The sequence below is a fragment of the Maribacter sp. C-4077 genome, assembly GCF_055378385.1.
This window is the reverse complement of record NZ_AP038807.1, coordinates 2878913-2894281: the sequence shown is the minus strand read 5'-3', so window position 1 is coordinate 2894281 and position 15369 is coordinate 2878913. Positions and strand designations below refer to the sequence as shown.

The 15369-nt window shown below is 41.5% G+C and carries 13 protein-coding genes; 7 read left to right on the top strand and 6 right to left on the bottom strand.

The window, feature by feature from the left end; translation table 11 throughout:
* The first annotated feature begins 83 nt into the window (after positions 1-83).
* The gene (gene uvrB, locus ACZ41C_RS12495) at positions 84-2075 is read left to right on the top strand and encodes an excinuclease ABC subunit UvrB (RefSeq protein WP_464561859.1); all 1992 of its coding nucleotides are present in this window, start codon (positions 84-86) and stop codon (positions 2073-2075) included.
* 134 nt (positions 2076-2209) lie between these two features.
* The gene (locus ACZ41C_RS12490) at positions 2210-3733 is read left to right on the top strand and encodes a M20/M25/M40 family metallo-hydrolase (RefSeq protein WP_464561857.1); all 1524 of its coding nucleotides are present in this window, start codon (positions 2210-2212) and stop codon (positions 3731-3733) included.
* Positions 3734-3918: 185 nt separating this feature from the next.
* Here the strand turns inward: ACZ41C_RS12490 and ACZ41C_RS12485 are convergent, their stop codons facing one another.
* Positions 3919-4344, bottom strand: a complete 426-nt coding sequence (locus ACZ41C_RS12485) for an Hsp20/alpha crystallin family protein (RefSeq protein ID WP_138257569.1) — start codon at positions 4342-4344, stop codon at positions 3919-3921.
* A gap of 203 nt (positions 4345-4547) precedes the next feature.
* Between ACZ41C_RS12485 and ACZ41C_RS12480 the strand changes: the two genes are divergently transcribed.
* The gene (locus tag ACZ41C_RS12480) at positions 4548-5816 is read left to right on the top strand and encodes a DUF2254 domain-containing protein (RefSeq protein WP_464561854.1); all 1269 of its coding nucleotides are present in this window, start codon (positions 4548-4550) and stop codon (positions 5814-5816) included.
* On the opposite strand, the gene ACZ41C_RS12475 is transcribed toward ACZ41C_RS12480, so the two are convergent.
* A complete protein-coding gene (locus tag ACZ41C_RS12475; RefSeq protein ID WP_240042678.1) occupies positions 5813-6232 on the bottom strand; it encodes a TerB family tellurite resistance protein in 420 nt (139 codons plus the stop codon). The two genes, ACZ41C_RS12480 and ACZ41C_RS12475, sit on opposite strands and share 4 nt — an antisense overlap.
* Positions 6233-6400: 168 nt before the next feature.
* Between ACZ41C_RS12475 and ACZ41C_RS12470 the strand changes: the two genes are divergently transcribed.
* On the top strand, positions 6401-6763 hold the full coding sequence (locus tag ACZ41C_RS12470) for a DUF1456 family protein (RefSeq protein ID WP_138257567.1): 363 nt from the start codon (positions 6401-6403) through the stop codon (positions 6761-6763).
* 37 nt (positions 6764-6800) lie between these two features.
* Here the strand turns inward: ACZ41C_RS12470 and ACZ41C_RS12465 are convergent, their stop codons facing one another.
* The 3 genes from ACZ41C_RS12465 to ACZ41C_RS12455 form a co-directional block, all read right to left on the bottom strand.
* Positions 6801-7136 carry a hypothetical protein gene (locus ACZ41C_RS12465; RefSeq protein WP_138257566.1) on the bottom strand — a complete coding sequence of 112 codons (336 nt, stop codon included), beginning with the start codon at positions 7134-7136 and terminating at the stop codon, positions 6801-6803.
* A gap of 416 nt (positions 7137-7552) precedes the next feature.
* Positions 7553-8746: an ADP-forming succinate--CoA ligase subunit beta gene (sucC, locus tag ACZ41C_RS12460; RefSeq protein ID WP_138257565.1), complete on the bottom strand. Its 1194-nt coding sequence runs from the start codon at positions 8744-8746 to the stop codon at positions 7553-7555.
* A gap of 110 nt (positions 8747-8856) precedes the next feature.
* The gene (locus ACZ41C_RS12455) at positions 8857-9495 is read right to left on the bottom strand and encodes an LON peptidase substrate-binding domain-containing protein (RefSeq protein ID WP_464561845.1); all 639 of its coding nucleotides are present in this window, start codon (positions 9493-9495) and stop codon (positions 8857-8859) included.
* 220 nt (positions 9496-9715) lie between these two features.
* Between ACZ41C_RS12455 and lysA the strand changes: the two genes are divergently transcribed.
* Together lysA and ACZ41C_RS12445 are read left to right on the top strand one after the other, a co-directional pair.
* Positions 9716-10954: a diaminopimelate decarboxylase gene (gene lysA / locus ACZ41C_RS12450; RefSeq protein ID WP_138257563.1), complete on the top strand. Its 1239-nt coding sequence runs from the start codon at positions 9716-9718 to the stop codon at positions 10952-10954.
* A 56-nt stretch (positions 10955-11010) separates the two neighbouring features.
* Positions 11011-11544, top strand: coding sequence for a thioredoxin family protein (locus ACZ41C_RS12445; protein ID WP_464561840.1), 534 nt, complete (start codon positions 11011-11013; stop codon positions 11542-11544).
* A gap of 4 nt (positions 11545-11548) precedes the next feature.
* Here ACZ41C_RS12445 and ACZ41C_RS12440 read toward each other — a convergent pair whose 3' ends face one another.
* The gene (locus tag ACZ41C_RS12440) at positions 11549-12685 is read right to left on the bottom strand and encodes a DUF819 family protein (RefSeq protein WP_464561838.1); all 1137 of its coding nucleotides are present in this window, start codon (positions 12683-12685) and stop codon (positions 11549-11551) included.
* A 112-nt stretch (positions 12686-12797) separates the two neighbouring features.
* On the opposite strand from ACZ41C_RS12440, the gene ACZ41C_RS12435 reads away from it, so the two are divergent.
* On the top strand, positions 12798-15362 hold the full coding sequence (locus ACZ41C_RS12435; protein ID WP_464561835.1) for a M1 family metallopeptidase: 2565 nt from the start codon (positions 12798-12800) through the stop codon (positions 15360-15362).
* Positions 15363-15369: the final 7 nt, after the last annotated feature.

Sequence of the window (15369 nt, the reverse complement as noted above, 5' to 3'; positions counted from 1 at the left end):
ATTCAACATAATATCATTCCTTTTTTGGCAAGAATTCTATTAACCAAGTTAACTATAGTTATAGTCTTTCGTACTTTTAGAGTATGAAATTTAACGTAGTATCGGAATTTAGTCCTACAGGAGATCAGCCCAATGCGATAAAACAACTTTCAAACGGGATCAAGGAGAGTGAAAAGTATCAGACCCTGCTGGGAGTAACCGGATCGGGTAAGACGTTTACCATTGCAAATGTTATCGAAGAAGTACAAAGGCCTACTTTGGTCTTGGCCCATAACAAGACCTTGGCGGCACAGCTTTATTCCGAGTTCAAACAGTTTTTTCCAAAAAATGCCATTGAATATTTTGTCTCGTATTACGACTATTATCAACCGGAAGCCTACATTCCCACAAGTGGAGTGTATATCGAAAAGGACCTTTCCATCAATGAGGATATCGAAAAACTAAGACTCAGTGCCACTTCCTCCTTATTGTCTGGAAGAAGGGACGTGCTGGTGGTAGCCTCCGTTTCTTGCCTGTATGGTATTGGAAATCCCATCGAATTTCAAAAGAATGTGATTTCCATCCAGAAAGATCAAGTCATTTCCAGAACCAAGTTTTTACATCAGTTGGTACAAAGTCTTTATTCAAGGACTACGGCGGATTTCAGAAATGGAAATTTTAGGGTAAAGGGAGATGTAGTCGATGTCTTTCCAAGTTATGCGGACCACGCCTTCAGAATTCATTTTTTTGGGGATGAAATAGAGGAAATAGAAGCTTTTGACCCATTCAACAACACAATTTTGGAAGTGTATGATAGCCTGAATATCTATCCGGCGAACATGTTCGTAACCTCACAGGATGTTTTGCAAAATGCCATACACAACATTCAGGACGATTTGGTAAAACAAATCGATTATTTCAAGGAAATAGGAAAACCGCTTGAAGCCAAAAGACTGGAGGAGCGGACCAACTTTGACTTGGAAATGATCCGGGAATTGGGTTATTGCTCGGGTATAGAGAATTACTCCAGATATCTTGATGGTAGGGAACCGGGAACAAGGCCTTTCTGCTTGTTGGATTATTTCCCAAACGACTACCTTATGGTCATCGATGAAAGCCACGTAACCGTACCGCAGGTCCATGCCATGTACGGTGGCGACCGTTCCAGAAAGGTGAATTTGGTGGATTATGGCTTTAGATTGCCCGCTGCAATGGACAATAGACCCTTAAAGTTTGAGGAGTTCGAGGCACTACAAAATCAGGTCATTTATGTAAGTGCCACGCCTGCGGATTACGAATTACAATTGAGCCAGGGTATCTATGTGGAGCAGGTGATTCGCCCTACCGGGTTGTTGGACCCTATCATTGAAGTCCGCCCAAGCCTGAATCAGATAGATGACTTGGTGGAGGAAATCCATCAACGTGTTGAACGGGACGAACGGATTTTGGTGACTACCCTTACAAAGAGGATGGCGGAAGAACTTGCCAAGTATTTGGACCGCATAAGTGTTCGATGCCGGTACATCCATAGCGACGTCGATACCCTGGAACGTGTAGAAATCATGCAGGACCTTAGAAAGGGTATTTTTGACGTACTTATTGGCGTCAATCTTTTGAGGGAAGGATTGGACCTACCCGAAGTTTCCTTGGTCGCAATTTTGGATGCCGATAAGGAAGGGTTTTTACGAAATAATCGATCCTTGACACAGACCGTTGGTCGTGCGGCCAGAAACTTAAATGGAAAGGCGATAATGTATGCCGATAAGATTACGGAAAGCATGCAAAAGACCATTGACGAAACAAATTACAGAAGGGAAAAACAGATACAGTATAATACCGAAAACAACATCACGCCAAAGGCCTTGAACAAAAATTTGGACAGCGTACTATCCAAAAATTCGGTCTCCACCTATCATTACCAAAAAGAGGAATTGAGAGCGGCGGAACCCGATCTGGAATACCTTACCAAAGATCAATTGGATAAGCTTATCAGGGAAAAGAGAAAGGCCATGGAAAAGGCGGCAAAGGAGCTGGATTTTATGCAGGCGGCCAAACTTAGGGACGAAATAAAGGCGCTTCAGGAACAGGAAACCTAAGATTGTACCAAAAATTCCGTGTTTTCGATAGTTGCAAAGTAATCAATTAAATAAGACCGATTAAAAAATTGATTTACAATTTTTTATAATTATTTTTAGACGAGACTAAAACGAAATATTTCCTGATAATTAAGATGAAAAAGCGGTTTTTTATAGCGATTCTAACCAGCTTTATGGTGTATCAAGAAAATTGGTCCCAAAAAGTGTCGGCCGAAAAAATTGAAGCCATGACCGATGAAGTTTTCATTGAATCGGTTTCCAATTTACGACAATTTTTAACACTTCCAAACGATGGTAATTTTCCCGATCAGATCGCTACAAATTTGGCTTGGTGCGACAGTGCTTTTTCCGCGTTGAACTTCAGGACCCAAGTGATAGAAACGGAAGGTGCCCCGCTCCTATTTGCTGAAAAAATAGTTCGCAAAAAAGGGAAATCGGTTTTGTTCTATTTGCAAATCGACGGGCAACCGGTTGACACTACAAAATGGTTTCAGCCCAATCCATTTCAACCGGTTCTGAAAGAAAAAAAGGATGGGAAATGGGAAATCATTGACTTTGAAAAATTAAAGGAGAACGTTGATTTTGATTGGCGCATTTTTGCCCGCTCATCCTCAGATTCCAAAGGTCCAGCCATGTCCTTAATATCAGCCTTACAAATTCTTCAATCGAAAAAAATACAACCTGAATATAACATCAAGGTCATCATGGATTTTCAGGAAGAGCTGGGCTCGCCCCACCTCCCCAAAGCGGTCGCTCAAAACAGGCAACTTTTGGATGCGGAAATGCTCTTTATAATGGATGGCACAAGGCATCTATCCAACTTCCCAACACTAACGTATGGAGCAAGGGGCATTGCCACGGTGACCCTAAGGATTTTCGGACCAAAATACGGGTTACATAGTGGACAATACGGAAACTTCGCGCCAAATCCGGTTTTTGAGGCGTCCCGACTCATTGCCAGCATGAAGGATGAACACGGCAAGGTTACGATACCCGGATTTTATGACGGCGTTCAACTCACAGAAAGCGACAAAAAAAGCTTGGCCGCAATACCGGAAAATCTTGACAGCACCATTGTAAACCTAGGTATTGCCGCACCGGATGAAGTTGCGCCCACCTATCAGGAAGCATTGCAATATCCATCTTTAAATATTAGGGGTATGAAGTCGGCATGGGTGGAAAAAGAAGTTCGGACCATTATTCCATCCGAAGTAATCATCGAAATCGATATGCGCCTGGTTCCAGAGACTCCGGGTGAAAGACAAGTGCAGCTTTTAAAGAAACATATTGAAAATTTTGGGTATCACCTCCTGGATTCACTACCCTCGAATGCGGAACGGGCAACCTATCCTAAACTGGCATCTTTCAAGTACCGATTGGGATCTCAACCGTTTCGGACGGATCTAGATAGTTCTATTGGCCTTTTTCTAAATAGCGCCCTGAACAAGGTTTTTGGCAACAACATCGTAAATATGCGTACCACTGGCGGCTCACAACCCATGGCGCCGTTTATAAAAACCTTGGAAATACCCGCAGTATCCATTCGCATTCCGAATCCTGACAATGCCATCCACGGGCCCAACGAGAATTTACGTTTGGGAAATTACAGGGAAGGTATCATGAGCTGCTTGGCCATTCTCACGGAAAAACTGGAGTAAATAAATACCTAAGGGAACGCCCACTAGGCAACCATAGAAAACCAAATGACAGATTTGAGGTAAGCCCTGCGGTATTGATTCTATTGACGGCACCAATAAAAAAGTGCCCTGATCTCTCAGGACACTTTTCAACTAACCAACTCAACCAAACATCATGAAATCCATTGAAGGATTGCACAATTCTTTTATGATAATTCTATCATTCTCTTAGGCTTTGGCAACGCCTCTTCTTTTTTCGGCAAGGCAAATCGCAATATTCCATTCTCATAGGAAGCATCGATTTTATCCGCATCAACAGATTCAGGAAGTGTGAAGGACCTTTTGAAAGAAGCGTATCCAAATTCCCTTCTCGTGTAATTTCCTTCCTTCGTCTCGTTCTCTGTTTTTACTTCGGAGGAAATCGTTAAAAGATTGTCATCAATCTCAATGTTAAAATCCTCTTTCTTCCTTCCGGGAACCGACATTTCCAATTCAAACCCGGTTTCATTTTCTTTAATGTTCACTGCTGGAACGGTACTGTTGAAATTTTCCATTCCACCAAACCAATCAGGTTTGAAAATCTCGTTCATCAATGAAGGAAACAACACGTCATTTCTTTTAATTAGGTTCATAACTTTTATATTTTTTTAGATTAAACTTTGTTACGCCTAGCATAAGACAAATCCTATACCACTGAAACTTTTATGTCAATATGTCCTAATTACTCAAAGCAATGATGTCAATATGACATTATTTTATTTTTTGAGTTCGTTTAAAATGCTTTTTAAGTAAGGAATTGTCAGCCCTCTGACTAGATTTATAGCAACATAAATCAATGAACCGAATCAAGAATATATTTTACAGGGTACGAAGTAAGATCGCTTTCTATCCCACAATTATTTCGGTTACCGGAATATTGGTCGCCTTCCTGTTTATTTATCTGGAACAGAGGGGCATTTCCAAATACCTAATGGACATGGCCCCAGGTCTCGTCATTGAAAATACGGAAACCGCAAGAACGCTTTTAAGCACGTTGATCGGCGGGTTGATTTCCTTGATGGTATTCAGTTTTTCCATGGTTATGATATTACTGAACCAAGCCTCCAGCAACTTTTCCCCTAGAGTGCTGCCTGGTATAATTTCCGATGAGAAACACCAAATTGTATTGGGGCTTTATCTGGCCGTGATTCTATACAATATTTTCATTCTGGTCTCTATTGAACCGACCGACCCCTCCTACCAAACCCCGGGATTTTCGGTACTGATTGCCATTATTCTAACGGTTCTATGTTTGGCTTCCTTTATCTATTTCATTCACAACATATCCCAATCCATACAGGTTGGAACGATTCTTTACGCCATCCACTCTAGAACCAAGAAAAGTCTATTGGAAGTTTTGGAGACCGAAGTAAAAAACGCTATCGATTTTCCAGAGATGCACGATTGGGCGGCTTTAAAACTGGACAAAACGGGCTATTTTCAGGGCGCACTTAAAGATGATTTGTTGGATATCTGTCTTGAGAACGAACTAAAAATCGCCTTTATAATCCGAAAAGGCCAGTTTATCCTGAGTAATCAAGTAGGAATTTTAACGAACAAATCCATTTCGGAAGAAATTAAAGCAAAGATTTTCAAGTGCTTGATCATCTCTAAGGAAGAACTTACAGGTGATAATTATATTTATGGTTTTCGGCAAATTTCCGAAATCGGCATAAAGGCCATGTCCCCGGGAATCAATGACCCTGGGACTGCCCTTAATAGTATTGACTACCTTACGGAATTGTTCACCTTTCTCATGCAGACCAGGGATTTTGAATACTTAAGCAAGGAGGATGGAACAAATCAGGTGCGATTCATACGAAATAGCTTTCCTGAAGTGCTGTACAATGTCTTGGCAACCTACAGGCCCTATTGCGCCCAAGATATAATGGTCACCGGCAAACTATTGAACATGCTCTCTTCATTACGCCAAAGAACAGTTAATTCACAACAAAGCGATGCCATAGTATTGGAAACGGATAATCTAAAAAAGGATATGGAAAAAATGATAAAAAACCAACGGGACCTTACCCAACTGAGGGATGGATTTCATGTATGGTCCTAATTATAATGTGCCTTGAAAATATTGATGATTATCTCTGGCGGCACTATTTTGTTGGGGTACTCGTGCATAATGGACAACACCTGCTCAATGGCCGATGGCGGCAGCCCCATACGTAGGCCAATATCATGTAAGCGCTCAATCTCCTTGAGGTTATTTTCATCATCGATATTCATCAATAGAATCAACCGATTGAATTGGACCAACCGTTCCGCTTGGGATTTTGGAATTATGTGCTCCACTTCTCTTTGAAAAAGCCCATCAAATTCCTTTTTACTCACTTCAAGGCTCTGTGCCACATTGAAAAGAAAGTCATATTCCGATTGCTTTAAGGTATTATCAACCCTGGCAAAAGCGATCATTTCAGAGAGAATACTCAATTTTTCCTTTAAGGTGTTCACTGCAATTCCTTTATACATTTATTTCTATGGAGATAACAACAAAATTGAAAGAATAGTATAGTTTAATCTATGAAAAACAGTTATTTAACAAATATGATCGGGTTTCCCGTTCAACGGATTCTTTTATGTCCATGTACAGCGATCAGGAACCAATAATAATGATAACTTGCATGAAATTTAAAGTTTATGACAAACAACGATATATTTAAAAAATTGAGGGTTGCCCTAAAGCTTCGGGATGACGAAATTGTGGAAATCCTGACCCTGGTCGACTTTAAGATTTCAAAAAGTGAATTGGGTGCTTTTTTTAGAAAGGAGGACCACCCAAACTATATGGAATGTGGTGATCAAATACTTCGTAATTTTCTGAACGGACTTGTCATATACCTGAGAGGGACCCGGGAAAATCCTAAAAATCCAGGTGAAGTTCTCTTGGGCAAGGAACCCACCAAGAATTTCGACAAAACCAAAAGCTTTAAAAAACAACAATTGAAAAACGTGGATACCAACTTAAGTCACGGAAAATACAAGAACAAAAAAAAATCCTGATGCTGGCATCAGGATTTTTTGTTTGATTTCTAAATTGTTAAGAGGCAATCCTCACAGGCACGGTATAAAGCTTACCTTCCTCCACATTCGAAACGTCCACTTTTTGGTAGTTCAACCTTCCCTTCACAAATCGCTCCAAATTTACGGATTCCGTATCCACGGATAACACAACGATTTCCCCTGCACTGTTCAAGGTGAACCGTACTTGTGCAGTAAGGTCGGACTCCATTTCAGTAAAGGAATTGTTTTCCAACATTTTGGTAATTTGATTGGAAAGACTCTTTTCAGGTTCAACACCTGTTGCATCGTTGGCCAAAACATTTCCTGTTGCTAATAGCAAAGCTGCTACAAAAACTAAACTTAATTTTCTCATGACTTGTTGTTTTTTGACTTCCATTTCTGAAAGTTGATTAATAATTGATTGATGATGATTTGCTAAAAAGACGCCTCAAAAATGAGAATGTTACAACAGAACATCGTTTTAACATTTTTTTAATCAAAATCATCGCTTCTAATAGCAAGTCAAAGTTACATTGAAAAGGTTTGCTGTGACGGTTACTGACAAGTCTTAACCAAATCTTCAAATGAGTAAGCCGGCGATGAACCTAAATTTAAAATAGGCATTTCCACATGCATGGGATTCCCTTAAGGGAGTTAAAAAAGGTTTCGATTATTGTCAACCTTTCAATAAATGTTGTGCAAAATTTGCGACAAATTCGCGTTAACAATAAAAAAAAGGCAATGTTACGGTAACATTGCCTTTCTATAAAAAATATTCTTTAGGAATACTTATTTCAATACTTCCTCCACTTTATCGGCAGCTTCCTTGAACTGTACCGCGGAATGGACCGCTAATCCAGAATTGTCAATAATCTCCTTGGCCAACTCCGCATTGGTTCCTTGCAAACGCACGATAATGGGAACCTTGATACTATCGCCCATATTCTTATAGGCATCTACTACACCTTGGGCGACCCTGTCACAACGCACGATTCCTCCAAAAATATTGATAAGGATTGCCTTTACGTTGGGATCCTTTAGAATAATCCTAAAAGCTTCTTCCACCCTTTTGGCATCGGCGGTACCGCCAACATCCAAGAAGTTTGCAGGCTCACCTCCGGCCATTTTAATCAAATCCATGGTAGCCATTGCCAAACCGGCACCATTTACCATACATCCCACGTTTCCATCCAAATCCACGTAGTTTAGACCTACGGCCCTTGCTTCGACCTCGATTGGATTTTCTTCCCGCAAATCCCTCATTTCGGCATATTGCTTTCTGCGATAAAGCGCGTTGTCATCAATGGAAACCTTAGCATCCACCGCCATGATCTTATCATCGGATGTTTTCAAAACAGGGTTGATTTCGAACATACTGGAATCGCTCTGTACATAGGCCTTGTACAAGGCCGAAACAAATTTGGTCATTTCCTTAAATGCGGTTCCTGATAGGCCCAAATTGAAGGCTATTTTTCTCGCTTGGAAACCAAGAAGTCCCGTTGCTGGGTCGATCTCCTCGGTAAAAATCAAATGCGGTGTCTTTTCGGCCACTTCTTCTATATCCATACCGCCTTCCGTAGAATACATGATCATATTTCTGCCTGTACTCCTGTTTAATAAGACCGACATATAAAATTCACTGGTTTCACTATCACCGGGATAGTAAACATCCTCGGCCACCAAAACCTGATGTACTTTTTTACCCTCGGCGGAAGTTTGAGGAGTGACCAGGTTCATACCTATAATTTGTCCTGCAAGCTCCTCGACCTCCTTCAAATTTTTGGCCAATTTAACGCCACCACCTTTTCCGCGACCACCGGCGTGAACCTGCGCTTTGATCACATGCCATCCGGTTCCCGTTTCCGCTGTCAATTGTTTGGCCGCGTCAACCGCTTCCTTGGCACTATGCGCTACGATTCCTCTTTGTATGCGAACGCCAAAACTTGATAATATCTCTTTTCCTTGATATTCGTGAAGGTTCATATTAGGGTAGTTTTATTTGTTGGGCAAAAATAGGAAAGACAGGGTAATTATTGAAAATTAAACTTGATTAAATGAATAAGGTCCTGCCAATTCGTTCAAACTTGTCCACATTAACTTTCAATATTTTTGAAATCCAAGGGGTCAAAATTCTTAAAATGGCCGTTCAATTCAATAATTTTCCGGGTTCTTTCCACTTGGGATAGCACATTGATCGTTGTCACCAGATGGTTATAAATAAATTCCAGTCGCTCCTGTTCCTTGGATATTTTTAATAACTGGTATTCCTGTTCATAGGAAAGCCCTATTTTATGTGCCAACACAAAACTATTGTACTTGGCCAGCTCAATCGGTGTGTTTGGAATTTCCATAATCGCATAAAGTTCCCGAATCTTTTTCACCACCTCTGCCTTATAACTGGCCGGACAGATATAATCATACTCCAATAATTCCACAAGTCCGCCAGGGTATAGCTTCTCCCCCATTTGCGGCTCAAATAGAACGACCTTAAATACTTGTCTGGCCACACATACAACATCCATCTCCCCTCCTTCATAAGTGTTGACCACTTCTACCAGTTGCACCTCCGTCCCGTACTCCAATCGATTGTTATGGAAAACCGGTATTCCAAAGGTAATGGCCTCTTCCCTACAATCCTGGATCAGCTGTTTGTACCTGGGCTCAAAAATATGCAAGGGCACAGTTTCGCCGGGAAAGAAAACGGATTTTAAAGGAAAAAGAGGTAGTTTCATTTAAATATAAATGATGTGATTATCAATGCAGTTTATTAATCCATTGATACTTGATGAAAAACTGAATTTCTTTCTAAATTACAAAGCTTGTATATAGCATACAAGCAAAAGATGGATTTTACTGTTACATTTGACACATTTTGTTGTATTATTCTATTTTACAGGGTAAATATTTGTGGGAATCCTTTGTTACTACTAGCTTTGTCAAAAATATATCGCTATGAACAATGCGGATTTACTGAAAATCGCCAAAACGTACGGAGACCCCGTCTACGTTTATGACTCCGAAAAAATAACCTCCCAGTTCAATAGGCTTACCAAAGCCTTTGGTACCGTAAAGAAATTGAAGTTGAATTACGCTGCCAAGGCACTATCCAATATCACCATTTTAAAATTGATGAACAGTTTGGGAAGTGGCCTGGATACCGTATCCATTCAGGAAGTACAACTGGGTCTATTGGCAGGTTTTAAACCAGAGTCCATCATTTTCACCCCCAACGGCGTCTCTTTGGAAGAAATTGAGGAGGCGGCCAAATTGGGCGTTCGGATCAACATTGACAACCTTTCCATCTTGGAACAGTTTGGTAGCAAGCATCCGGACATTCCGGTTTGTATCCGGATAAATCCGCACGTAATGGCTGGAGGAAACTCGAAAATATCCGTAGGCCATATCGATTCCAAATTCGGTATAAGCATACATCAAATACCGCATTTATTGCGAATTGTGGAGCTTACTAAAATGAATATCAACGGAATACACATGCATACCGGAAGCGATATTTTGGACATCGATGTATTCCTCTATGCTTCGGAAATCCTTTTTGAAACCGCCAAAAACTTTAAAAATTTAGATTTTATCGATTTTGGAAGTGGATTCAAGGTTCCCTATAAAGAAGGCGATATTGAGACGAACGTTGAGGAACTGGGGAAAAAGTTGGGTTCAAGATTCAATGAATTCTGCAAAGAATATGGCAAAGACCTTACCCTGGCCTTCGAGCCCGGAAAATTCCTCGTAAGTGAAGCCGGATTCTTTTTGGCCAAAGTGAACGTTGTAAAACAAACGACCTCTACCGTTTTTGCCAGTGTGGATACGGGCTTCAATCACTTGATCAGGCCCATGCTCTATGGTGCTACCCATTCCATTGAAAACATTTCCAATCCGGAGGGAAGGGAGCGCTATTATTCGGTGGTTGGCTACATCTGCGAAACGGACACTTTTGCTAGCAACAGAAGAATCAATGAGATATCAGAAGGGGATATTCTGTGTTTCAAGAATGCGGGAGCCTATTGCTTTACCATGGCCAGCAATTACAATTCCAGGTTTAGACCGCCGGAAGTTTTATGGCACAAAGGTCAGGCGATTTTGATACGGGAACGTGAGACCTTTGACGATTTAATTAAGAATCAGGTAGATGTAAAGGACTTATTTGCGGTAAAGCAACCTGAGAAAGTGAAATAAAGACCCAAAAAAAACGTTAGCTTTGGTATAATTGTTGGACTAACTCCATAACAAGTATGAACTCTAGCGTTTCCTTACATATCAAAAATCTATTTTTAGTCGCGTTTTTACTGATTTCTGCTGGGTTACAGGCCCAAGAGGTGAAATGGCTTTCTTGGAACGAAGCCGCAGAATTGGCAGCTACGGATAAAAATCCAAAAAAAGTATTTGTAGATGTCTACACTGATTGGTGCGGATGGTGCAAAAAAATGGATAAGGACACCTTCCAAAACCCGGAAGTGGCCGCCTACATGACGGAAAACTTCTACATGGTCAAGCTTGACGGCGAAGGTGCGGAACCTATAGAATTCAAGGGTAAAACCTATAAGTTTGTGCCATCGGGCAGAAAAGGCTACCATGAGCTTGCAGCTGCCTTGATGCAAGGAAGATTAAGCTATCCTACCACCATATTCCTTGATGAAAAATTCAATATGCTTTCACCGGTGCCCGGCTACCAAAAACCGGAACCTTTCCTAAATATCGCCCGATACTTTGGTGAGGATATTTATAAGGAAAAGGATTGGAAAACCTACGCTGAAGCGGGAAAATAAGTTGCTACAGCATTGTTGTGACCAAAAAACCCAAATAGGTTCCCAAGGCATTTCCCAAAGTCCCAACCAAAATTGCCGGAAGCACAAGTTCTTGGCGCCCAAAGGTCTCCGCTAAGGCAATCGCAGAAGCGCCACCTCCAACATTTGCCTGACTTGCTATTGCCACCATATCCCAATCCCTTAAAAAAAGACCACCAAGAAGAACAATAATGACACCATGTAAGAAAACGGCCAAAGCAGTAAAGGAGAAAAGGATTAATCCTACTTCCTTAAGTTGAACTACGGCATCAATTTCACAATAAGCACCTATAACGGCTAGAAATAGATAAACGGTATATAGACCAAGGGTTTGGGCTCCTTTTATTTTTTTGACGAAAGGAAATTGGGCCATTACAATCCCCAAGGTGGAAATGATGAGAATACTGGGTATCCTAGGCATTAATGTGTGTAAAACATCCGAGAGTAGATAGGCCCCCACACCCATAAAAACGATAAGGCTCAACCCTTCTAGTTTCAGTGTTTCCGTGGTACCCTGCTGCTCCTTCAAGGGTTCCTTTTCCAGTAAGCGCCGATCCGCTATAAACCTTCTTAGCACGGGCGGAAGGGCAATGGTCGCCATAATCCATAGTGCCGTCACCACATTGTCCACGGCAATGGTACCCGCATATAACAACCCATTTTCCTGAAAACCATATATGAGGGCCACCGCATTAAAATTGACACTCCCTCCCGTGTAAGTACCCGTTAGCATCCCCGCCAAAACTTTGGCGCCCGGGCCCAACACACCTTGGGGACCAACAATGACCCAGGCAAGAAGAATACCTGCCACCGTTGCCAAAGAACCGAATAAAAACAATAGTAACATGGGTACACCTGCTTTTTTAATGGCCCTAATATTTGCTCCTAGAAGAAGGTAGAAAATGGAAATCGGGGCCAAATAGGTAAATACCGCATCATATAAAGGTATACTGTTGGATGCGGAAGGAATTATTTGGAGGTTGGCACAAACTGCGGTAAACAAGATAACCAAAAGGGCTCCTCCCAATGGTTTGCCCCAAGAGGTCTTGGCCGCCCTGACCGATAGCCACACCATAAGACAAAGTATGGCAAATACGAAAAGGGGTTGGTTGGTGAAGTTCATTTTGCACAAGATACTAAAAAGTTCGTGGTATATTCCCAACATCCGAAACCTAACTAAAGATGACTTGTACCATGGAATTTTAATCGCTACTTTTCTATCTCAAAATCAATTTATGCGTTACACCTTCCTACTTGGTATCCTACTAATAGTTTCTTGCAAACCGAATGGCAGCAACCCTATACAAGCTGAACCGGGGGTGTCTTTGGAATTGGCTCAAGAACGGTCCGAGACCTTCAAAAACATACAGTACAAACTCCATTTTCACATACCCGATTCCTTGGAAAAACCCATATTCGCCAGTGAAACACTGACATTTGAACTTCTGGGCAACAAGGATGTCTATTTGGATTTTAAGGAGCATCCAGATCATGTAAAAAAAATCGTGGTCAATGGAAGACCCATTGAAATCCAGCACCAAAACGAGCATATAAGAATTCCAAAGTCAAATTTGGTAGAGGGGAAAAACTCCTTGGAAATCGATTTTTTGGCGGGAGAACTTTCGCTAAATCGAAATGAAGAATACTTATATACATTATTGGTACCCGATCGAGCAAGAACTCTTTTTCCCTGCTTTGACCAGCCTAATTTAAAAGCCACCTACACGCTGACAATTACCGCACCCGAAACTTGGAAGGTGCTTTGCGCCGCTCCGGAACTCAATAGAACCACTTCTGACGGACGTACGGTGCATGAATTTGAAGAATCGGACAAAATGAGCACCTATCTTTTTTCCTTCGTGGCGGGAAAGTTCAAATCCGAAGAAATGGAAATAGCCAATTTTCCTATGAAAATGTTATATCGGGAAACCGATGAAGAAAAAATCAGGTACAGTATCGATTCCATTTTCCTATTGCACCACAGTTCCAAAGAGTTTTTGGAAACCTATACCGATTTTCCCTTTCCCTTTAAAAAATTGGATTTTGCCACCATTCCAGGCTTTCAATATGGCGGTATGGAACATGTAGGGGCCATTCAATATAAAGAAAGCTCGCTTTTTTTGGACGGTAGTGCCACGGAAAACAGAAAACTGGGGAGGGCCAAACTGATTGCCCATGAAACCTCCCATATGTGGTTTGGGGATTTGGTTACCATGGATTGGTTCAATGACGTATGGATGAAGGAGGTATTTGCCAACTTCATGGCCGATAAAATTGTAAATCCCGAATTTCCTTCCATAAACCATGAACTGGCATTTATAGTGGGGCATTATCCCGGCGCATACGGCGAAGACCGCACAAAAGGCACGAATCCCATTAGGCAAGATTTGGAAAACCTCAACAATGCAGGTTCACTTTATGGCAGTATCATCTATAATAAAGCGCCCATTATGATGCGCCAATTGGAAGCGGTCTTGGGTAAGGAAACTTTTAAAGAGGGCATACAGGAGTACATAAAAACCTATCAAAATTCGAATGCGAATTGGAACGACCTCGTGAAGATTTTGGATGACCGTACGGATATAGACCTTCTTTCTTGGAGCGATGTCTGGGTGAACAGCTCCGGCAGGCCTATTTTCAAGGATAGTGTAACATATAGGGAGGACGGCAAGATTTCCTCTTTGGAATTGAGACAAATGGCCGAAGATGGGTCAAATCAAATTTGGCCCCAGATTTTTGAGATTTCCTTGGTCTATCCCGATACTGTTCGAAGAATTCCCTTGGAATTCACCGGAGACAAACTGGAAATCACCGAGTCCCTCGGACTTCCAAAACCACTGGCAGTCCTTTATAATTCCGATGGTATGGGTTATGGCGTCTTTCCAATACATCCAGAAGCTTTTGAGACTATAGCGATTATAGGTGATGAAGTCGCTAGAGGTTCCTTTTACATAAACGCCTATGAAAATGCTTTAAATGGAACTATAAAACCTTTGGAGCTCCTGCGTTTTTATGAAAACCGATTGTATCTGGAAGAAAATGAATTGTTATCGAACTTGTTATCGAGGTATTTGAAAAGCTTGTTCTGGAAATACCTCACGGAAGAGGAACGTCGCTTGGAGCAATCCAAAATCACCGATAATTTGTGGTCCCAACTGCAAAAGGACCAATCCCCGAACAAGAAAAAAACCTTGTTATCTACCTTTCAGTCGGTGGCTTACACGGGAGCTTCCATCCAACGATTGTACGATATATGGTCCAAAAAAATAACGCTACCCAATTTGCGCCTGAACAAGGACGACTTTACCGAAATGGCCTTGGACCTTGCACTTTACCAACATCCTAAATCAGAGGAAATATTGCAAATGGCTAAAAACGCCTTAGACAATCCGGACAAATTGGAACGCTTCAACTTCCTGCTACCCTCCGTTTCCCGGAATGCATCGGTAAAAAGCGACTTTATGGAATCCCTGAAACTTGAAAAAAACCGTTCAAAGGAAGCCTGGACGGCATCGGCATTGAACAATATAAACCATCCCTTGCATGCAAACTTTGCGCTTCAAAATCTTAGGGGCAGTTTGGACCTGTTGGACGAAATTCAAAAAACGGGCGATATTTTCTTTCCAAAACGCTGGTTGAGCAGTACCATAGGTAATCATACCTCAAACGAAGCCTACGAAATCATGCAGGAATATTTAAAGGATAATGCGGAACTAAACCCCTCCCTTAAAAACAAGTTATGGCAAGCTGCCGATGACCTTAGGAGGGTTCAAATTCTAAACAAAAGGATGACCCAATAAACTAAAA

Coding starts and splice junctions, on each gene's coding strand:
- uvrB (WP_464561859.1), top strand. CDS start 84: ATGAAATTTAACGTAGTATCGGAATTTAGTCCTACAGGAGATCAGCCC.
- ACZ41C_RS12485 (WP_138257569.1), bottom strand. CDS start 4,344: ATGAACCTAATTAAAAGAAATGACGTGTTGTTTCCTTCATTGATGAAC.
- ACZ41C_RS12490 (WP_464561857.1), top strand. CDS start 2,210: ATGAAAAAGCGGTTTTTTATAGCGATTCTAACCAGCTTTATGGTGTAT.
- ACZ41C_RS12470 (WP_138257567.1), top strand. CDS start 6,401: ATGACAAACAACGATATATTTAAAAAATTGAGGGTTGCCCTAAAGCTT.
- ACZ41C_RS12445 (WP_464561840.1), top strand. CDS start 11,011: ATGAACTCTAGCGTTTCCTTACATATCAAAAATCTATTTTTAGTCGCG.
- ACZ41C_RS12455 (WP_464561845.1), bottom strand. CDS start 9,495: ATGAAACTACCTCTTTTTCCTTTAAAATCCGTTTTCTTTCCCGGCGAA.
- ACZ41C_RS12440 (WP_464561838.1), bottom strand. CDS start 12,685: ATGAACTTCACCAACCAACCCCTTTTCGTATTTGCCATACTTTGTCTT.
- lysA (WP_138257563.1), top strand. CDS start 9,716: ATGAACAATGCGGATTTACTGAAAATCGCCAAAACGTACGGAGACCCC.
- ACZ41C_RS12480 (WP_464561854.1), top strand. CDS start 4,548: ATGAACCGAATCAAGAATATATTTTACAGGGTACGAAGTAAGATCGCT.
- ACZ41C_RS12435 (WP_464561835.1), top strand. CDS start 12,798: ATGCGTTACACCTTCCTACTTGGTATCCTACTAATAGTTTCTTGCAAA.
- ACZ41C_RS12475 (WP_240042678.1), bottom strand. CDS start 6,232: ATGTATAAAGGAATTGCAGTGAACACCTTAAAGGAAAAATTGAGTATT.
- ACZ41C_RS12465 (WP_138257566.1), bottom strand. CDS start 7,136: ATGAGAAAATTAAGTTTAGTTTTTGTAGCAGCTTTGCTATTAGCAACA.
- sucC (WP_138257565.1), bottom strand. CDS start 8,746: ATGAACCTTCACGAATATCAAGGAAAAGAGATATTATCAAGTTTTGGC.